The sequence below is a fragment of the Acinetobacter sp. YH01003 genome, from assembly GCF_013420525.1.
Lineage (GTDB): Bacteria > Pseudomonadota > Gammaproteobacteria > Pseudomonadales > Moraxellaceae > Acinetobacter > Acinetobacter towneri.
Window position 1 is genome coordinate 567,923 of sequence record NZ_VOXY01000001.1, and the last position, 21,841, is coordinate 589,763.

Here is a 21,841-nt window from a genome sequence, read left to right on the forward strand (position 1 = left end):
GCATGTTTCCGAGTTTAATTTCAAAAGATATAGAGCAAGCATTAAAAAGTTTTATTACAACAGGGTATGAAACGGAAACACCACACTTTAAAGGCAAGTTTGAAGCATTGGTCGATCAAGATGCCAATGGAGAGGCTTTCTTCAAGGGACCTTATGTCTCTTTAGGGCTTCCTTTTGCCAAAAATCCGAAAGCGACTTGTCACTTTTTCCCAAACTTTAAAACGGAACATTCACCGTTTGCGCATCAGGAAAAAGCATGGCAACGCCTTGTTGGAGAAACGGCAAAACCCACTTTGGTGGCTACGGGAACAGGTTCGGGTAAAACGGAGTGTTTCTTATATCCATTGCTGAATCATTGTTTAGAACAAACGGGTAAAGGCATTAAAGCCATTATTATTTACCCAATGAACGCTTTGGCAACTGACCAAGCCAAACGCTTTGCAGAAGTTATCTATAACACACCTGAACTGAAAAACCGTGTCAATGTCGGGCTGTTTGTTGGACAAGATGACAATGCAGCCACTGGTACCAAACAAATGTCGGCGACACAAGTCATTACCGACCATGACACACTGCGTAAAACACCGCCAGATATCTTGCTAACCAACTATAAAATGTTGGATTACTTGCTGATGCGTCCAAAAGACCAAAGTCTTTGGGTGCAAAACAAAGCGGATACCTTAAAGTATTTGGTTGTCGATGAATTGCATACCTTTGACGGGGCACAAGGTTCTGACTTGGCGATGTTGATTCGTCGTCTAAAAGCGCATTTAAAAACACCAAAGAATCATTTGGTCACGGTAGGGACTTCTGCAACCATTGGCTCTGAAGAAAGCAAAGGGGATCTACTCGACTTTGTTTCGAAAATCTTTGATGCGGAATTTACCGCAGACAGTATTATTGGGGAAACACGGGTCAGCCCAGCCGAATTCCAAGCACCGATTGAGTATTACAGCATCTCTTATGACTTCGATCCAAAACTATTAAACCAACAACAATTTGAATCGGAAGAAGAGTATCTAAAACATCAGGCTTGGTTCTTTTTTGGTAAAGCAGCAGATGGTGGTTTTGACCTTGATCCTAGCGATATGCAATCCCGCCAAGAATTAGGGCTTAAATTAAAGAGTCATGCTTTCTTCTTAAAACTGTTGAATGACGCACAAACGCTGACACCTTTTTCAAGTCTCGTCCCTGAAGCTAGAACTTTACCACCAAGTTTAAGACCTTATGCGGAGCATATTCTGATGTCATTATTGGCATTGGTATCTCATGCACGTGGTAAAGACTACCCAGGACAACCCTTTGTCTCACTAAGATTCCAAGCGTGGATTCGAGAGCTTCGCCGTATTGTCGCCACGGTAAATAAAGACCCTGAGCATGTACATTTACACTTTCATGACGATTTAAAAAAACAAAAAGATCAAGTAGTATTACCCGTTCTGCAATGTTCGGAATGTCACGCAACGTCTTGGCTAGCGGCAGAGAAGATGGGTGATACCCAAATTGAAACGGACCTACGTAAATTGTATAACCGTTTCTTTAAAAACGATGTACAGGCCAAATATCTGATGCCGATTGTTCCTGAACAGTGTCATGATGTTACGGGCGAGGTGAGTTATTTATGTGGTGAATGTTGTCACCAAAGTGGTGTTAAAACAGAGCAATGTAATAAATGTGGCTCTAAAAACGTTGTTTGTGTTGTAGAAAGTGCTGAGATTAAAGAAGTTCAAGAAAAGGGGGTGAATACCACCAAAAAAGAACGGACATGCCCATCTTGTCAATCTCGTAACTCGCTGATTATCTTTGGTTCTCAGGCCGCAAGCCTAACTTCGGTTGCGATTAACCAACTGTTTTCAAATCAACTCAATCAAGATAAAAAAGTCATCGCTTTTTCCGACTCTGTTCAAGATGCCACTCATCGTGCTGGTTTTTATAGTGCACGTACTTGGGAAATGAACCTCAGAACAGGGATGGCACAATACATTGCTAAACATGGCTCAGTGCCTTATTTGGACTTTGTGAATCATTGGTTTGAAGATTATGAACTGAATGAGAAAAACCCAAATGGTTGGACGCATGAAAAATTCATTACTGAATTTATTGCGCCTAATTTAGAGTCTCGTGAAACGTATATTGATATGAAAGAGGGTAAAAACCCTCAACTTGCTCAATTATTGGCAGATATTAAGCGTCGCCTTGCATGGGAAGCACTGCACGAGCTAGGTATTAAAAGCCAAACAGGGCGTTCTTTACGTCGTACTGGGGTGGCAACTTTGTATTGGGAAGCAACCTTAGTCCATCAAGCAGCGAATCAATTAAAACACGATGCACTTAATCATTTGGGATATGAGCTTTCCGAAAAACAAGCGCAACAAGTACTGTGGGGCATCTGCCTAAGGTTACGTAACCACGGCGCGATCTATCATCAGCTCTTAGAGGGTTATGTAGAGCGTGGTGGTGATTATTATATTTTAACCAATGACAAGACCTTACCCACCTTTGGTTCACACTCGCAATTACCCGTATTTCCTGCGAATGATAAATGTAAAAATTTTGAAAGTATCACACTTAAAAAAGGTCAAAGCTGGTATGAAAAGTGGCTGACTTTGGTTGTACATACAGAACAATTGGTGGCTAAAGACTTTTATAGCAATTTATTTGAATATTGCTTAAAAGCATTACAAAGCGTGGACTTAGTTGTTGAACGGGTGATTAAAATCAAAGATGCACGGGTTTGGGGCTTAAATCCGCAAAAACTGTTTGTTACTCATCAGCTCAGTACGTTTACCTTACGTGCTTCAGATAGTTTAGATTTATCCCAGGGCCATGGTGAGCTTAATGTTCCACAGCAATGGGATGATGAGATTGAAGATCTTCCGTCTTTACAGTTAAACGTAAAGAACAATACGCGGATGTATGTTTGGAAAAAAGATCGCCGGCCATTGAATAATTTTTATCGACATTTCTACTTGCATGGGCAAATTAACCGTGTAATTGGGCATGAGCATACCGGTTTATTGTCACGTTCATTACGTGAAAAAGTTGAAAATCAGTTTAAAGCCAAAGAAAAATCAGGTGAACGTAAGCCATGGTTTGAAAACCTATTGTCTGCGACACCGACATTGGAAATGGGTATTGATATTGGTGATCTGTCATCGGTGATTTTGGCTTCAGTACCACCATCACAGGCAAGCTATTTACAGCGTATTGGTCGAGCTGGACGTTCGACGGGGAACTCTGTGGCGTTAACGGTTGCTAAAGGACAACCACATGATTTGTATTTTTATGCAAATCCATTGCAAATGATGGCGGGCAATGTTGAGCCACCTGCAATTTTCTTAGAAGCTTCCATGGTGTTGAAACGACAATTATTTGCGTACTGTTTTGATGACTGGGGACGAGCAGAACAAGGTAAACAAAGTATTCCAGAAACCATGCAATTGGTCATTGGTGCAGTCAAAACCAATAATACAGACCGTTTCCCATACACTTTAATTGAATACATACGGACCAATCGTGATCGTTTATGGGATGAGTTTAGTGAATTACTGCCTCCTACAATGAGTGCAGATAATCGTGAACGACTCAAAAAAGTAATCATTAATAATGAAGCTGAAGAAGAGCAAATTGAATGGGTTTTGATTAATCGAATTAAAGAGTTAGCAGAGGAAATCAATCGTTTAAATGAGCAGAAGAATGCATTAGAAAAAACGCTGAAGAAAACTGAAGCATTACCTGATGATGAAGAAAAGAAAAAGAAATTAGAGGAGCTTCATCAGGAAATTACAGGTGTGGCAAGGCTTAAACGTAATATTTATAGCAAAGCGACATTTAATTTTCTAACAGATGAAGGCTTACTCCCTAACTATGCTTTCCCTGAGGAAGGTACGACATTAAAATCTGTCATTTTTAGAAAGTCTTCAGATCCCTCGAGTACTTCACCGTATCATTCCGAAGAGTATGAATATACACGACCAGCTCATGCAGCGATTAGCGAATTGGCACCAAATAGTATTTTCTATGCGTCGCATCACAAGGTTGAGATTACCCGCGTCGAAACGGCAAAGGGTAAAGCCATTGAAATGATGCGAATGTGCCCAAGCTGCAGTTATCATGAGACGGTGGGTTCAATGGTCACGGCATCAAGTTGTCCCCGTTGTGGTGATATTCAATGGGCAGATGTAAGGCAGCAGTTTCCAGTATTGAAATTGGTGCAGGTGTATGCCAATACATTGAAATCTAAGGCGATGCTATCTGATGATAGTGAAACACGTGAACCATTATTCTTTAATAAGCAGATGCTCGTGGATGTTGATCCGCAGGATGTGGAACTTGCATATGCTTTTGAAAACGAAGACCGACCTTTTGGTTTTGAATTCGTTAAAAAAGCAAAATTTATTGAAATGAATTTTGGTGAAAGTACGGGCTCTACTGACTTAACCTTTTACATCGCTGGTAAGGAGTTAGAGCGCCCAGGTTTTAGAATCTGCAAGGAATGCGGCACTGTACAAGATAAAAAAGGCCCTGCAAAACATCAGCACTACTGTAGCTTTGCTAAAAATCAAGATGAAAGTGGCATTGAACAATGTCTGTATTTGTACCGACAATATGTTTCAGAAGCCATCCGTATTCTTATGCCGAGTATGGCTGTAGCAACGCCAGATGAACAGATCAACTCTTTTGTTGCAGCAATGCAGTTAGGCCTTAAAAAGAAATTTGGCGGCAAAGTCGATCACTTACAAATTATGATTTCTGAACAGCCTGTTGCTGGTAGTGACTTTAGAGAACGCTACTTAGTAATTTATGACAGCGTTCCTGGTGGTACGGGTTATTTACATGAATTGCTCGCGGACCCAAAGCATTTGTTAGATACATTTAAAGCAGCCCAAAAAGTAATGGCTGAATGCTCATGTCAACATGTCATTCCTGAGGTGGATGGTTGCTATCAATGCTTGTATGCCTATCGTAATTCCTACGGTATGGAAAGCACTTCACGTAAAGTCGCTTTGAATATGTTGCATGAGTTATTACGTGATGATCCGACATTTAAAAAAGTTGAACACTTAGGGAAAGTGAAAAAAGTGGTTTGGGAGGATAGCCAGCTAGAAGTACGCTTCCCAGAAGCAATAAAAACATTTAATGAACCAGAATTACAACCCTTTGTTGGTGGTAAGAAAGTCAGTGTAAAAGTTGATTTGATCAAAGGAAATAAGGCATATCATTTAAGTATTGACAAAGAACAATACCGTATGGAAATGCATGTCCAATTGGGTCCATCACAGGGCGTTGCTTATGCTTGTGAGCCAGACTTTATTATTTACCCAGAAAATAAAGAGGCAAAGAAAGCAGGCTTTAAACCGATTGCAATTTTCTTGGACGGTTATGAGTATCATGCACAAAGTGTGCATGATGATTTACTTAAACGTCAGGCACTGCTACGTTCAGGACAGTATTGGGTCTGGTCTCTCACATGGCACGATGTGGAATCTAGCTTTGCAAAAAATGAAGTTAAAGTTGCTAATGTATTTCCAAGTGTTGTGGAAGAAACATCAGCATATACTAGATTGAAAGGAGCACATGAACAAAAATTGAAGCCATATACGTTCAATGATTTACAACTTAATAGTTTTAATTTATTGATGAAATTTTTAAGTCACCCAAATACAGAAGATCTGCAAAAATTAAGTGCTTTACAAGCTCTACGCTTAATCGACCCGAGGCATAAATCAGATCAAAATTTAGCTCAATGGAAAAATTTTACTCAGTATTTTCCTTTGGAGTTTAATGAGCTTTCTCAATCTAAGTCACTTCTTTTGGCAAATATATTCGAACTTGGTCATAACGAAAATCAGCTTAAATTAGCGTATGCTGCAGGTACTGGCATTATTAATAGTCTGGATTTAAACGAACTCATGATTGGTATTCAAGTCCAATTAGGTGAAAAAAATCTCGAAGAAACTAAATTGCTGTGGATGAAGTTGTGGCAACTCATGAATTGGTTTCAGTTTTGTCCAAATCTATATGCTGGAGAAATTAAACAAACCAATGAAGGTGTCTATTCAAGATTGAGTTGGAATACACCGTCTGTTTCAGATCATGATGACTGGTCATTTGTATTTGAAGAGGCATCAGAAGTTATACATCCGTTGCTATACGCATTAAAGGATCAATGTATTTCTATGCCTTTAGTTGGCTTTGAGTTAGAAGGTGCTAAAGGTGAAATTTTGGCAGAAGCTGAATTGTTATGGAAAGATCAAAAAATCATTGTGCTTTTGCCATATCAATTCGATGACAAAGAAGTATTCGAACAACAAGGGTATTACGTATACCTATTTGAAAATAATTTGGAAATATTAGTAAATGAATTGGGGGATAAGCTATGAAAACAAATTTAAAGCTGGCTTTTTCTGATGGATATTTTGCATCACTGAATAAATTGCCATCCAATATTCAGGCAAAAGTAAACCAACAGATTATCAAGTTTATGGTCAATCCCTCTTTGCCTGGTTTTAATCTAGAAAAATTACAAGTTGTCAAAGATGATAGCTTTAGATCCTTACGAGTAGATCAGACCTATCGCATCATTGTCTCCGAACAAGGCAATATTCTGTTATTGCTTTGGGTTGATCACCATGATGATGCCTACACATGGGCGAAAACGCATAAATGTAATATTAATGCCGAAACAGGTGCTATTCAGCTTTATCAAAGTGAAGTCCAAGCAGTGGTAATAGAGTCTCAGGAGACTTCGGAAAGTTTATTCAATTCTTTGCGTGATAAGCAATTGATGAAACTAGGGGTGCCAGAAGATTTAATCCCTCAAGTTCGATTAGTGCAAACGGAAGAAGATTTGGATCAGTTACAAACCAATTTGCCACAAGATGCCTATGAAGGCTTATTCTTGTATCTAGCAGGGCAAAGCTACGAGTCCATTCTTGCTGAGCGTGAAATTGCTGAAGATAGTCAATTTAGTACGACCGATTTTGAGGCTGCACTGGCTAGGGATCAGTCATTAGCCAAATTCTCTGTGGTTTCTGGTGAGACGGAATTGGAGGAGATGCTAAGTGCATCGCTAGAAAAATGGCGTGTTTTCCTACACTCATCACAACGTAAACTAGCAACAGGACATAAAAAAGGACCTATTCGTGTTTTAGGCGGTGCTGGCACGGGTAAGACGGTAGTGGCTATGCACCGAGCAAAATGGTTAGCTGAGAATTTAACTGATCCGAATCATAAAATTCTATTTACAACTTTTACCAAGAACTTAGCACAAGATATTGAAGATCAGCTTAGAAGTTTATGTGGAGAGGCTTTACTGCAAAAAATTGAAGTCGTGAATTTAGATCGATGGGTTCAGTATTTCTTACGTAAACAAAAATATGATTTTGAGATTGTCTACAGTCGAGAAAAGTTAGATGAGCATTGGAAAATGGCCTATGCAGAAATGTCACCAGAATTGACATTAAGCTTAGAGTTTTTCAAAGAAGAATGGTTGCATGTAATACAACCACAGGGCATTACCTCACTTGAGGAATATAAGCAGGCACGCCGTGTAGGACGAGGTACACGTTTAAGTCGAGCAGATAAAATTAAAGTTTGGGATGTTTTATCTGAATATAGACGTTTGCTGAATCAACATGGAATCAAAGAAATATCAGATGCCTATCGAGATGCAGCAGACTTTATCAAAGTAAATGGTATAGATTTTCCTTATCAAAGTATTGTTGTGGATGAAGCCCAAGATATGGGACCACAAGCATTCAAGTTGTTAAGAGCGATTGTGCCAGAGCAAGAAAATGATCTCTTTATTGTTGGTGATGCACATCAACGTATTTATGATCAAAATAAAGTAGTTTTGAGTCAAGTTGGGATTAATGTACGTGGGCGATCAGCTAAACTCAAAATTAATTATCGAACCACGGATGAAATTAGAAAGTTTGCAAGCGCAATTCTAAATGATATGCCAATAGATGATTTGGATGGTGGTGAGGATGATAATACTTTGTATAAGTCTCTGACGCATGGACCAGCACCTTTTATCTTTGATAATAGTCAAAATTTTGAAGAACAAATGCAAAAGGTATTTGCTTTTATTGATCAGTCATCTTATCCATTAGAGAGTATTTGTATTGTTGCAAGAACGAATGCGGAAATAGATAAAATTGCTCAACAATTTAATGCTGAGAAGCGAAAATTCCATAGAATTGAAACCTCTGAAACACATGCTCCAAAGGATGTTGTAAAAATTGCCACGATCCATCGTGTTAAAGGCTTGGAATTTGATTTAATTGTTTTAGCATCTTGTAATGAGGGGCTTATACCATTAAAGAATGCCGTCGAGCATAAAGCAGATGAAGTGTCTCAGATTGAAGCAGATGCTCATGAGAGATCACTTGTATTTGTTGCTTTAACGCGTGCTAAGAAGGAAGTCGTTATTTCTTCTTATGGGGTGAAGAGTAGCTACTTAGTTTAGTTCGTTTTCTCTCATGAGCAATAGGTAACACGATACCAGAGATCTACATGGTATTAAACTGTGAGCAATGATTGGTGTTTAGATTCTATGTCACTAATTTTACAGAATTTTTAATAATTAGTCGAGAAAAGAGCCGTGGAAGTTGTTGATAAAAATGCATGGGTAAATTTTTATAAAAATACCCTGTTTTCACATATATTGAAATTTGAAGGGAGACAGAATGAGTTAGCTCAAATTTTAAAGGATCTAAAAAAACAAGTTGATCAAAGTTTTAAGTCAGATAAAACACTCGATGAAAATGGCAATATCATTGAGGAACCAAAGCATCATACAGAAATAGATCCCTTTACTGTAATTAGTTTGATCAATGTGGGTACATTGAAGAAAAGATCAACATTGCATAGTGGTTTGCTAAATAGAGATGATTTTCGTGTTGATTTAACTGGCTGTGCCGAATCTGATGCACAAAGTGCATGGTATTACCCTTATAGAGTTAAACAAAATGGTAGTGATATTTACGAAAGACCAAAAGAAATCATATCTAGATTATGGGGATTGTTTAGAAAACTTGCGGAACTTAAAGATATCAAAGAAATAGAAAAAATTATTATTGAAATATTGCCACAAGATGTCATTGGGATTAATAAACTTTCAACCGGCTTATATCGTTGTCGACCAGATTTATTTTTTCCGTTAAATGCGACAGGAAAGGCTTTTCTAGATAAAAGTAAAATTAGTTACACAGATACTGTTGTTGAAACTGAAGATAAAGCTTTACAAGTATGGAATGATTATCTGGATACTTTAAAGCGAATAAAAGAGACATTCAAAGATCAAGAGTTTTATGACCTATATTATCAAGCTGTCGTTGATGTCAATCGTTCAAGATTAAATAAAGGGCATAAACAAGAAGACAATAATTTGAGCACGAAAAATAAAATAGAAACCAATATGCCACTGAATCAGATTTTATATGGCCCACCAGGTACAGGTAAAACGTATGCAACTACAGAACTTGCTGTTCAAATTGCTGCCCCAGATTGGTATGCCTCACTAACCGAAACGGACACAATTGAACATCATAAGGCCATTAAAGAAAAATATGATGAACTAATCAAGACAAAGCAAATTGCTTTTACTACTTTCCATCAAAGTTTTAGTTATGAAGACTTTATTGAAGGTTTAAAAGCATATGTACCTGAAGGTCAAACTAATTTTGCCTATAAAGTTGAAGATGGGATTTTTAAAAAAATAGCCATAAAAGCACAAAAGGCAGCGGGGATTAATAAGAATGATGTTTTAGGACTCAATAGTTCACCTAAAATCTGGAAAATTTCATTAGGTGAAACTTGGGATGTAGAACGCAGAAAAAAATATTTTGAGAATAGTGAAATACGTATAGGGTGGAATGCGACTGGCAATTTATTAACTGAGCGTAATGAAGATCAAATCAAGTATTTCGAATCATTAGGTCCTAATGATCAAACATCTTTAAATGATTTTAGTGAAGGAATGAAGATTGGTGACGTCATACTGTGTTTACGTGATAGGAAGAGTATCCAAGCTATAGGTGTTATCAGTTCAGACTATTATTTTGATGAACAAGCCTATGAATTAGATTCCGACTTTGCGCATGTCAGAAAAGTGAAATGGCTAGCAACGGGTATTAATTTCAATATATTAGCTTTAAACAATAATTTTCAATTGGGAATCAAATCGGTACATGAGTTAGCACGTATCAGTTGGGTACAGCTTGTTGAAGAGTTGAAAGCCCAAGATATCATTATTGAAGAAATTCATAACCCAAAGACACTCATAACTAATAGTGTCAATCACGTACTGATTATGGATGAAATAAACCGAGGCAACATCTCAAAAATCTTTGGTGAACTGATTACCCTGATTGAGGATGATAAGCGTGCGGGTAAGTCAGATGCACGTGAATTAACTTTGCCATACTCAAAGGAACCTTTTACTGTACCTTCTAACTTATATTTGATCGGTACGATGAATACGGCAGATAAGTCACTGACACAATTAGATTTAGCCTTGCGTCGTCGATTTGAGTTTAAGGAAGTTGGTCCAGATAGCCAAATTCTAGAGGATATGGAAGCATCGCAGCATGATGTGGATATTCCTCTAATGCTCAAAAAAATGAATCAACGCATTCAATATTTAAAAGGTAAAGATTATCAAATTGGTCATAGCTATTTCATGCCTTTGTGTTCGGTAATGGACGAAACTAAGTATCTGGAAACATTACGACGAATTTTTGAAAATAAGATCATTCCGCTATTGCAAGAATATTTCTTCAGTAATTTAAAACATATAGGTTTGGTATTGAATGATAATCCAGATGATATGGATGAGCGAAAGATAATTCAGGACTTGAATTTTGATGAAAATATCTTTGGCTATGGGCAGCAACCAAAAGGAAATCCATTGTTTGCAGTCGAACTAAATCTAGGCTGCTTTAGTGATTTAAAACGTTTCCAACAGATCTACCACTAAGATGATTACGGTAACAGAATACGCAGAGCTACAGTCTTATCAAAAGACTGTAGTGACTGAGAATACTTTAGCAACAGCAAGTCGTCGTGCTTATATTAGTCAAAAGACTTTGGATTGGATGATTGATAAGTATCAAGCTACTCGTATTGAAGAAACTGATCAGGTTCTTGTATTAGAAGAAGTACGGCGCAACAGTTTTAAGTTAGGTGCTTATGTTGGCTATATACAAAGCCCTTTCAATGAGGAGCAGATTCAGATTTTACCTAAAATTGAATTAGGTGATAGCCAAATTGAAAAATCTAAAAATATATTAAAAAACATGCTCTCTGAGGTTTATGATATACGACCTAAAGAGATGAGTGAAGCTGATTTAACGCAAACTGATTTGCCAATACATGAGTGGATTATTCGACGCTTTTTGGAAGAGCTCGAACAACTTATCCATCATGGGCTAAAACGTGATTACGAGTTAGTACAAGATGTGCAGCCTTATCTGAAAGGAAGGCTATTAGTTCAACAACAGATTAACCATGGAGTAGGTAAGGATTATCTATTTGAAATTGAATATGATGAGTTCCTGTTTAATGGTATTGAAAATCGCTTAATTAAAACAGCGTTAATTTATGCATTAGAAATGACTAGGAATGATCATTCTATCGCAATCGGGCATGATTTTACTGAATTAATGCATGAGATACCAACATGTCATGATCCCGTTGAAAGCTTAGGGCAATGGCGTGAAGGTAAGTTATTTAGTCAATACGAAGATATAAAACCATGGTGTGAGCTATTATTGCTGAATATCAATCCATCATTTCAAAATGGCGAACGCCGTGGCATGTCTTTACTATTTTCTATGCCACAGCTCTTCGAAAAATATGTGGCGAAAAAGCTACAAACTCAGTTAAAACCTTGCCATAGATTACAGATTCAACCGAGTCGACAAACATTGGTGAGTCACACACCTAAAAATAGAACATTACAAAACTGGTTTGCATTAGAACCTGATTTAGCTGTCTATAAAGGGGGGGACTGTCAGGTTATTCTTGATACCAAATGGAAATTTATTCATCAAGAGAAGGCTAATTCCACTGAAAAATATGGAATCAGCCAGGCTGATTTGTATCAAATGCACGCCTATGGCAATAAGTATTTAGGCCAAAAAGGTCAGTTGATTTTGATCTATCCAAAACATCAAAAATTTACAGTTCATTTGCCACATTTTAACTATTCAGATGAGCTTTGTTTATATGTACTTCCTTTTGATTTGGAAAAAGGTGTCTTGATTGGACAAGAACTTGTAGCAGCTATGATTTAAAGGAATTCTCTAAAACAATGTTATCCATAAATAAGCTAGAAATTGGGCAAAAACTTACAAATAAGGAACTGAACCGTACCGGGATTGTCGGAGACTTTTTATTTAAGTTAGGCCACCTGACCTAATATTTTAATCTTATCATAGTACATTGCTTCAAACTCAGAAGAGGCTAGTAAGTTCTCTTCTTTATGGGATTGTAGACTGGCATAAAAAGCAACTTGAATTGAGTTGGTTTTCTCAATCAATATATGAACTAAAGATTACAGTAGTAATCTTTAGTACCTAAAATTTTACTCGGGTAAAAATAGGTTAAACATTTTTATTGTCATCAACCTAAGTTGACAAAAACAACTAAACATGCAAAAAGACATTTTTGGTTAAACGATGTTTGCACATGCCATGGATTGTTACCGTCCCACTCAGCTTAGAACAGCGTGCACAACTAATTCTCCTGACTAAGCATGCAGCACATTGGCGTGAAAGACAACGTGCCCAAACCATTCTCTGGCTTTCCGAAGGTAAAACTGTTGCCGAAGTTGCTGCGTTACAAGAGCGTATCCCAGAAACCATAAGGCTACAACGCCGACATTGGGAGCTACATCAGTTTGAATCGATTCAAGAAGGTCATCGCTCAGGCCGTCCCAATACACTGACCTCAAACTATCAGGCTCAAATCTTAGAGTGGGTCAACACAAGCCCACTCAATGCAGAACAAATCCGAGTCAAACTGCATGAAAAACACGGTGTGTCCGTGTCTGTTGAAACTCTTCGCAAGTTTTTGCGAGATTCAGGCATGGTCTTCAAACGCATCCGCCACAGCTTGAAAAAAAAGAGACCCGACCGCATTTGGACAAGCGCAACAGCAGATTGAAGCATTACGTGAGCAAGCGGCACGTGGTGAAATTGTATTGGGCTATGTCGACGAAAAAGGATTTTCGGCTACGTCAGATATAGTCAAACTACTTTATTATTCATACAGGATTCGAAAAAACTCGAAATAACTCATCGACCGATTTGTATTATTTTTATAATGATTTGACTATAACCGTTACGCATGGACAAAGATAGGCGATGTTCATGCGGTTGATGCTGTAAGACTAAAGCGAGTTAATGTGATGGTTGTCTCCTGTCAACGGGTCATCTGATCATCAGGTGCCTACAGGAGTCCGTTAACAGTCGCTGGTTTTATGCCTATTTGATGGGTGTAGCAGCACAGGTGAAACGCAGCTATCAAGTTCCTTTGGTGTTGATTGTTGACAATGCCTCGATTCATCGCAGCAAACACAGATGGTAGATTGGCGAAAGCTTCTTGTACAAGAGTATTCAACGACTTTGTATTTTCTACCTGCGTAAAGTCCTGAGCTGAATAGAATTGAGATGGTTTGGAAGCAGATGAAGTATAACTGGCGGGATTTTAATGTGATGAAGGCAGATCAAATAGAGCGTTGGGTTGGGAAGATTTCAAAGGGTTTTGTTAATGAATACATGTTTACTTTTTAGTTGATACTTATGAGCCTTCAGTTCATTAATTTAGCCTTTTTAAGGCTACTTTTGCATAGAAAATATTCTGGATAGATTCTTAGGGGGCAGGTTTATGCATTTTGAAATTATATTGCTGAATAAGCCTTCCATGCTAGGTTTATGCAACAAAGCCTTTTTTATATTAAATAAATATAATAAGATACTACATATATTTTCAATTCTATCAGATTTAGTGCATATGAACTTTTTTAAAAAATTAAAAGATAAAATACATGAATTAAGACAAGAAACAGAAAAATGGCCTGAACAAGCTCAAGCTCAAGTAGCTGAAAATATGATAAAAAGCGAACAGTCTCTGATGAAAGCACGCTATGAATTTATGAACTCTATGTTACAAACTAAAAATTTACCTCTGTACAAATCTATGGATATATTTTTGGAACAGTTTGAGGAAAAGCAAAAAGAATATCTTTTAATTAAAGAAGAGTTTATAAAAAAAAATAAAAATTCTTCTTTAACTCAGGAACAAAAAGATTTTTTTATAGATCATAATGATATTTGGCTACCATTTTTAGCTAGCCAGGATGGCATTATTGACTTACATGATTATATTATAAATGATGTTATTAAAAAAAGGCGGCAGAGTAAAACTTGAAGTGCGACATAAACCACCTAATTAATTTAAAGGGTTTATGGAGTATATAAAATTGTCATACCATCATCTTAACTTTGAAGATCGTACTGCATTAATGCTTGAGTCAAGAAAAGAAGGCTTTTCAGCCAGAAAATTTGCTGAACTCATTAAAAGACATCCTAGTACGATCTATCGTGAGCTTAAAAGAAATAGCATCAATGACGTTTTGAACCGTACCGGGTTTGTCGGAGACTGAAATTCATGCACGTGTAGCAGTCCTCAGCAGATTTAAGGAATTAGGTCGACCACTTACCCAAGTTACGCCTTAAATTTGGCTCAATTAGGGGCCTTTGCAATTCAAATCTTTGTGCAACAAAGCCCAATATAAGTTAAAATACTCTATAATTATTTTGATTAACAGATCCTTATGATTTTGCAATAAATAAACTTGTTGCGTTAGTCAAATTTTAAATAGCCGAAAGCTATATTTTATGACGTTTTAGCCAATTCAAAAATTAGATAAAACTATACTTTCGAAAGAGGTCTAATCTATAGTTTTTTAGTGAAATATTCTGAAATAAAGAGGCTCTAATGGCTAGAGGCATTAATAAAGTTATTTTAATTGGTACATTAGGCAAAGATCCAGAAACCAAAAACTTCCCTAATGGTGGATCATTAACACAATTTTCGATCGCAACGAGTGAATCATGGAAAGATAAAAATACAGGTGAACGCAAAGAACAAACAGAATGGCATCGCATTGTTTTAAACAATAGATTAGGTGAAATTGCACAACAGTATTTGCGTAAAGGCTCGAAAGTTTATATTGAAGGATCATTACGTACACGTCAATGGACTGATCAAAATGGTCAAGAACGTTACACTACTGAAATTCGTGGTGAACAAATGCAAATGTTGGACTCTAGTCGACCACAAACGAGTACCGAAACTAGCTTAGAGCAAAACATTGTTTCTCCTCTAGGTATACCAAAAACTGTAAAAAGCCCCGTACCTGTATTCACACCAACAGATTTAGATGATGATTTACCTTTCTAGATCATATAGATAGGTAGTTTGTTAAGTTATTTGAGATAAAGTTGTATTGAACTCATGTAAATGATGAAGTCTAGTCAATAGCTTACAGTATTTAGATTAGACTGATGCACTCTATTGATTTGAAAATATACGCAAAGATGAATACATGAATGAAATAATTTATACAGAAGATGAATTGAAAGATTATTCAGATCAAGAGCTTTTAGCTATCTTAGCTAAATCTTGGGGGGTTGATGATGGTAAGTTTGAAGTGTGGGGGGAATTACAACCTGCTTTAGGTGATAAATCACATGGTTATCTACGTGATTCCTACTTAATTAAAACTGGCAAAAAACTTCATTATCCATTACAAGGTTCCGATCAAGAAGCTTGCAGTTTTTTTGTTACGTCTCAGGATGTAATACGCGATGGATCTAAGAAAAAAAGACGTTATATTCGATGTGAGTTAGAACTTGCTCCGAAAGCAGAACGTATTAAACATAAGAATCCACTAGAATTATGTGTAAAAAAAGGTTCAGGGGAAAATCTTCGTTATTTACCTAAAGAAATTCCGCAAGAGATTTTAATCGATCCACATGCAGATAATGAGCGTTCTCAATTTATCGCCAAATCAATCTATGATTTTTATTTTGAAAAAGCTAGGGATGATATAGATGAAGAGATTAAGCAAAAAAGAAGCGAGTTAGAGAAAAAGTTATCTGAGCAAGAAAATGAAGCGGATAAATTAATTAAAAAGAGTACAGTGGCTTTAGAGAAAAGCGAACAAAAAAGAGATGTGGTCAAAAAACTTGTTGATACATTAAATGCTAGACAAAAAGAGCTTGAGCAAATTAACGAAAAATTAACTCAAGATAAGGAAGTTAAGCATCAGGAAATACAGATGTTGACTAAAAGATTTGAACAAATAGAGGCTGAAATGAACAACAAAATTAAACGACTAAAAAGTTATGTGGCAGACAAGGCTCTGTTTCTTAAAACGTTTGAGTTTGTTGATGAAGAAGATTTGGAACTTTTTTTACTTGAATCTAAACCAGAGTCTCAATGTGTTGATGGGATCTCTTTTAGTGAGATACTAAATGGAGATTACCAAAAAGCAGTTTCTTATATTCAAGCACATTTGGTAAGCAAGGATATTTTGTATCCTCGTCATATTATTGAAAACTACCTGACTCTTCTCAGAACAAAAGACCTCATTATTTTGGCTGGAGACTCGGGATCAGGAAAAACTAATTTAGTTAAGTCATTTGCAAAGGCAGTCGGTGGTAAATCCATTATTGTTCCAGTGAAGCCAAACTGGACGAGCTCTGAAGACCTATTGGGCTATTACAACCCACTTGAGAAAAAATATTTAGCAACGCCTTTTTTAGAAGCAATGATAGAAGCTCAGCAAAATCCAGAGATTCCATACTTCATTTGTTTAGATGAAATGAATCTTGCACGTGTTGAATACTATTTTGCAGACTTTTTATCACTTCTTGAAACACGCGATGAGGATCCTGAAATCTCTCTTTATGCTGAGGATGAATCAGCACATGTACTGTCAGAGCTAAAAGCAGTTGTTGATATTATTCAATCAACCAAAGATAAATATAGCCAAAATGGTGTTGTTAATTTCATTGAACTTTTAAAAGATGAAAAACTAAATAGTCAACTTAGATTAGCATTTGGATTTAGTGATAAAGACTCACTGATTAAATATCATAACGAAATTCGTCGTATGCTTTCTGCTGTGATGACCATGCCCTCAAGTATCAAGATGCCTGCAAATATACATATTATTGGTGCAATCAATATTGATGAAACTACACATTACCTATCTCCAAAAATTTTAGACCGTGCGCATATTATGCGATTTGAGTCACCCCTATTATCTGATTGGGATGAAATTCTAGCAGAAGTTTCAGAGTACGAATTTGATGATATTTCAAAACCACTGATCTTCAATATTGATGCTTTAGGTTATCGAGCTAACTATCCTAAATTTGATCGTGAAAACCCATTCTGTAAACTTTTTATTGAACTTAATAAAGAGTTTTTCCATAAACTCGGGATTGAATTCGGTATGAGAACAATTCGTCAGGGGCTGAACTATCTTGACTTATTCCAAGATGTAAATAGCGATAATGAAATGGCAATTAATAATTTTCTATTGCATAAAGTGTTGCCAAAGCTAACCTTTGATGGAAATAAGCATGTTGGCGAGCAGACCAAGCTTGAACTTATAGAGCGTGTATTTGTAGAGAGGCTCAAGCAACAATTGCCAAACCATGAAAATTATAGTGAGATATTTTCGTCAATTCATGCACTCGAAAATGTTGTGAGAAATGCGAAAGCAAACGATGGAATTGTTAACTTCTGGTCATAATGATGAATCCATTTTTTGAAATTAAATATTTAGAACTTAAATGGTATGACCAAAAAACACTAACAAAAGTCACAGAATCTTTGGTTTCTCTAGATGTTGAGTATGATGAAGAGCGTGATTTATTTCAGGTTGAAACGACCATTTATCCCAAAGTAGAGGGGGTAAAAAAAGGTCTATTAGCTATTCGTTTCTTGAATCAAAAATCGGATAAACCATATATTGAAATGCCGAATGGAGAGAAAAACTATTTAACTCCTATTAAAGACCCTGAAACAGGTATGAATTGGTGGATCGCGAAAGATCAATGGGTAAAAGAGCATAAACAGTGGTCTAGTATTGCCCCCAATATTGTTGGGACGATTCGTCTTATCTTACAAGGCAAAGTTTGTGAAATAGCGATTAATGGCTCTGATTTTACCTTAGATCAGTTAGAACAATATTTGCGAACATTCAAGAATGACTTATGGGAACTGATTCTTGATGAAAATAGTGCTGTACAAGCTAAAGCTAAAGAAGGTCAAACAATAGGGATTGGCGAAGAGGCGATTGAGTGTATAACGAACCTCGCTGATCATGCTGAGAAAGTCCTAAAAAATCTTAAAGTTGAACTTCGTGAAATACAGACTTTGAAGCCTAGAAAAATGGTAAAGCCAGTCAACCGAACTTTCATGGAGCTTGCAACTAAAACCAATCAACGATTTTTAACAAGTCGTGCAACTGAACCATCCTACAATGTCGCTGAAAATCGCTATATCTTTTTTGCACTTGAACGATGCTATCGTATTATCAAGCAAATCGTGATACTTGCTGATAATAAAAAGCAACGCTTTCAACATATGGTTGAAAAACTTCAAGCTCAACATGATGCATTTAAAGATTATGTTAAGGTTGACCGTGATCTAGTAGTTTCAGATTTAAGAAAAATAGGTGAAAGAAGAAGGTTAGAATATTGGCAGAAAAAGCTAGACCAAAAAATTAAAGATATTGGTCTCGAACTTCATTCTAGTCCATCTTCTCAAGATATATTTGTCAAACTGGAAAATACAACAACCAATCCATATGGAAATAAGCCAGACGGATTTTTTGTACTTGTATGGAATGGAGAAGATTGGGTAAAGCCACAGAATAAAAGTGGTATTTTAAATCTCAGACATACCTTTTCGGAGCTTTTAAAAGTTCTGCAACCTGGGATGGTATTGAGAATTAATGGTGAGTGTACATTTAATCATACATCTGGATCTATAAGATATGGATTTTCTAATATTCAAGAGATTGAGTTATTAGATTGCCTAGATATTCATAAAGCGAAGGAAATTTATGAAAATGAAAAGGAGATAGGGATAAAGTTAGCAGCTAATGATTGGTTGAAACCTTTATCAAAGCAAGAATTAGAAGAACAAGAAAAAGAGAAAATTGCTTTACGTAACCGCATTAGATTCTATACTGAAAATCAGAAGCTATGTGGCTACGTTTTCGAGAAAGTGGAGCCGAAGTTTCGTCTTATAAAAGAGATTCTCAAGCAGTTTAAGAATTTGGGGATTAAGGCTTCTTCTTACTTCCCTAATTCAATGACTTTTGTGCAAAATCCGAATTATCAGGGAGTACATAATAATTATAAAGTCCTACGCAATGTTACGAATTTGCATGATGAAAATCTTTTAATCAGTCTCGAAAAAATTGAAGAAATTGGTTTAGTCAATATGCCATTACTTTATGAAAGATGGACTCTTATTCAAATCATTCTAGTTCTTAAAGAAACATTTCGTTTTATTCCGCAAGATGATTGGAAGTACAAAATTATTGATGCGATCAAAAGCAATCAAGAAGATATTCAAGTTAATCTTTCAAATGAAGGAGCTAAACGGTATATCACTTTATGGTATGAGAAAAGATTACTAAATAATAAAAAACCTGATTTTACCTTAGATTTAACCTGGTTTAAGGAAAATGATATTGAAAATAAGAATGCACAATTTAAAAGGTTTGTATTAGACGCTAAATTTTATGACAAAAATACTTTTAATAAAGCAGGAGGTATGATGTCTAAGATTAATGAATTGTATGAGCACAAAAATTATAGCGAAGATGATCAAAACCCTGTTTTTTTAGTTCATCCATGTAAGAATCTAATTGACCAGCAAGTGACTGCACAAGAATGGGGGAAATATAGTTTCTTAGGGGAGTTGGATTGTTTAAATGATGAGATATTTTACTCACATAACAAAGGTGCAATTTTCTTAAACCCAATTGATCGTAATTTGTATAGTGATGAGTTACAACGTTTATTGGGGATGTTCCTTCAATATAAATTAGAAACTAGTGAAACTGATCCAAATAATGATAGAACTTTCGCTGTACCTATCTGCATTCGCTGTGGTTCAAATCATATTATAAAAATTGAAAAATCTTCAGGCTACTATAACAAGGTAGGGGAATGGATCAAAAGGACGCCGAGGTCTGTTTGGATGCAGTGCGTAGAATGCGAACAAATGCAAATTTATAATCATTGTTCAAGTAAGACTCAAAATAGTACCCGATTAATAAAAAATGGGCTTTATTGGTCCTATCACTCAGCAAGAGCATTGGAGCCTTTTAATATGAAATGCCCAGAATGTGGTGCATGGGGAGCCTGGTAAGAAATGATCAGATCCATCAAATGCCGGGACTAAGAGGGTGTAAATAATTCTGTGTAAATACAGTTTTAAAAATACTTGGTTACACGCTCTTCAAACATGATACTAAAGCGATTCATGGCAGCTTTCCAATTCTGAATAGGCATCGTCCATTTTTTGCTTGCTGCCATAATTGCTAAATATACCACCTTTTTCACGGAATCATCAGTTGGGAAGATTTTTCTTTTCTTGGTTGCATGGCGGATAACGCTGTTCAATGATTCAATCGCATTGGTCGTGTAAATCGCTTTGCGAATATCCATAGAATAAGCGAAAAACGTGTTTAGATTCGACCAGTTGGCAAGCCATGACTTGCTGATTTGAGGATACTTCTCATCCCATTTTTGTCCAAATTCATCTAAAGCCTGTAAGGCTGCGTCTTCTGTAACAGCTTGATATATCTTTTTTAAATCGGCTGTGACAGCTTTGTAGTCTTTCCAACTCACATATTTAAGGTTGTTGCGTACCATGTGGATGATACACAACTGAATATGCGTATCAGGGTAAATTGTATTGATTGCATCAGGAAAGCCCTTCAGTCCATCTACGCAGGCAATCAGAATATCCTTTAACCCACGATTTTTCAGTTCTGTAAGGACTGAGAGCCAAAATTTAGAACCTTTTTTTTTGACATCCACATACCTAATAAGTCTTTCTGTCCGTCTGTATTGACACCTAATGCCAGATACACCGCTTTGTTAATAATCGTACTATCTTGACGCACTTTCACGACGATACAATCCATATAGACAATAGGATAAAGGGCATCCAATGGTCGATTTTGCCATTCTATTACTTGTTCTTTAACTGCATCCGTCACTTTGGAAATAAGCGTTGGGGAGACGTCCGCATCGTACATTTCCTTGAATGTGGCAACAATATCTCGTGTCGTCATGCCTTTGGCGTATAGGGATAGGATTTGGCTATCCATTTGTGTGATACGCCTTGCGAAGCGCTGCTTCTCATCTTCTTGATCAACTGGGGCTCAAAAGTGCCATCACGATCTCTAGGCGTGTCTAGTTCAAATTCACCATCATCAGTAAATAGCCGTTTGGTTGTATAGCCATTACGTGTATTTTTGCCTATACGAGGACTATTCTTCTCATAGCCTAAATGTTCAGTCAGTTCAGCATTGAGTGCAGTTTCAACGGTGAGTTTCTTTAAAGCTTTACTGAAATTATTCAGGTCAGCTTCTGTTTTTAAGTTCTTAGCAAATTCTTTTGCCAATGCCAGCATTGCTTCATCTTTCATGGTAAACACCTGTGTTGCCCCCCAACAGCGTTGAGGGATAGTTTAAGCGTTTACACAGTTTTATTTACAGTCTCAATTT

At 36.7% G+C, this 21,841-nt stretch carries 8 protein-coding genes and 4 pseudogenes; 11 read left to right on the top strand and 1 reads right to left on the bottom strand.

All coding sequences use genetic code 11. The annotated features are described in order from the left end of the window. Positions 1-2: 2 nt before the first annotated feature. The 11 genes and pseudogenes from FTT70_RS02740 (at position 3) to FTT70_RS02790 (ending at position 20,475) form a co-directional block, all read left to right on the top strand. Positions 3-6,383: a DEAD/DEAH box helicase gene (locus FTT70_RS02740; RefSeq protein ID WP_180168249.1), complete on the top strand. Its 6,381-nt coding sequence runs from the start codon at positions 3-5 to the stop codon at positions 6,381-6,383. Continuing rightward, positions 6,380-8,473, top strand: coding sequence for a UvrD-helicase domain-containing protein (locus tag FTT70_RS02745; RefSeq protein ID WP_180168250.1), 2,094 nt, complete (start codon positions 6,380-6,382; stop codon positions 8,471-8,473). The genes FTT70_RS02740 and FTT70_RS02745 overlap by 4 nt, the downstream gene beginning before the upstream one ends. Before the next feature lie 135 nt (positions 8,474-8,608). Continuing rightward, a complete protein-coding gene (locus FTT70_RS13770) occupies positions 8,609-10,984 on the top strand; it encodes an AAA family ATPase (protein ID WP_180168251.1) in 2,376 nt (791 codons plus the stop codon). Between the two features lies 1 nt (position 10,985). Beyond that, positions 10,986-12,302 (top strand): McrC family protein, encoded by a 1,317-nt coding sequence (locus FTT70_RS02755; RefSeq protein WP_180168252.1) that lies wholly within the window; start codon positions 10,986-10,988, stop codon positions 12,300-12,302. Positions 12,303-12,696: 394 nt separating this feature from the next. After that, positions 12,697-13,173: a helix-turn-helix domain-containing protein gene (locus tag FTT70_RS02760; RefSeq protein ID WP_180168253.1), complete on the top strand. Its 477-nt coding sequence runs from the start codon at positions 12,697-12,699 to the stop codon at positions 13,171-13,173. 255 nt (positions 13,174-13,428) lie between these two features. Then, positions 13,429-13,802, top strand: a pseudogene (locus FTT70_RS13610) (transposase). Positions 13,803-13,896: 94 nt separating this feature from the next. Beyond that, complete coding sequence (locus tag FTT70_RS02770) at positions 13,897-14,439, top strand: hypothetical protein (RefSeq protein ID WP_257229347.1); 543 nt, start codon at positions 13,897-13,899, stop codon at positions 14,437-14,439. Positions 14,440-14,476: 37 nt separating this feature from the next. Continuing rightward, positions 14,477-14,644: pseudogene (locus FTT70_RS02775) on the top strand (helix-turn-helix domain-containing protein); the annotation flags it as partial. A 365-nt stretch (positions 14,645-15,009) separates the two neighbouring features. Continuing rightward, positions 15,010-15,381, top strand: a pseudogene (gene ssb, locus FTT70_RS02780) (single-stranded DNA-binding protein); the annotation flags it as partial. 238 nt (positions 15,382-15,619) lie between these two features. Next, the gene (locus FTT70_RS02785) at positions 15,620-17,839 is read left to right on the top strand and encodes an McrB family protein (protein WP_180168255.1); all 2,220 of its coding nucleotides are present in this window, start codon (positions 15,620-15,622) and stop codon (positions 17,837-17,839) included. 2 nt (positions 17,840-17,841) lie between these two features. After that, positions 17,842-20,475, top strand: coding sequence for a hypothetical protein (locus tag FTT70_RS02790; protein WP_257229348.1), 2,634 nt, complete (start codon positions 17,842-17,844; stop codon positions 20,473-20,475). Positions 20,476-20,540: 65 nt separating this feature from the next. Here FTT70_RS02790 and FTT70_RS02795 read toward each other — a convergent pair. Then, positions 20,541-21,762 (bottom strand): annotated as a pseudogene (locus FTT70_RS02795) (IS256 family transposase). Positions 21,763-21,841: the final 79 nt, after the last annotated feature.

Excerpts from the sequence above, each read along its gene's own strand:
- FTT70_RS02790 (WP_257229348.1), top strand. The coding sequence starts at position 17,842 with ATGAATCCATTTTTTGAAATTAAATATTTAGAACTTAAATGGTATGAC.
- FTT70_RS02785 (WP_180168255.1), top strand. The coding sequence starts at position 15,620 with ATGAATGAAATAATTTATACAGAAGATGAATTGAAAGATTATTCAGAT.
- FTT70_RS02745 (WP_180168250.1), top strand. The coding sequence starts at position 6,380 with ATGAAAACAAATTTAAAGCTGGCTTTTTCTGATGGATATTTTGCATCA.
- FTT70_RS02760 (WP_180168253.1), top strand. The coding sequence starts at position 12,697 with ATGCCATGGATTGTTACCGTCCCACTCAGCTTAGAACAGCGTGCACAA.
- FTT70_RS02755 (WP_180168252.1), top strand. The coding sequence starts at position 10,986 with ATGATTACGGTAACAGAATACGCAGAGCTACAGTCTTATCAAAAGACT.
- FTT70_RS02740 (WP_180168249.1), top strand. The coding sequence starts at position 3 with ATGTTTCCGAGTTTAATTTCAAAAGATATAGAGCAAGCATTAAAAAGT.
- FTT70_RS02770 (WP_257229347.1), top strand. The coding sequence starts at position 13,897 with ATGCATTTTGAAATTATATTGCTGAATAAGCCTTCCATGCTAGGTTTA.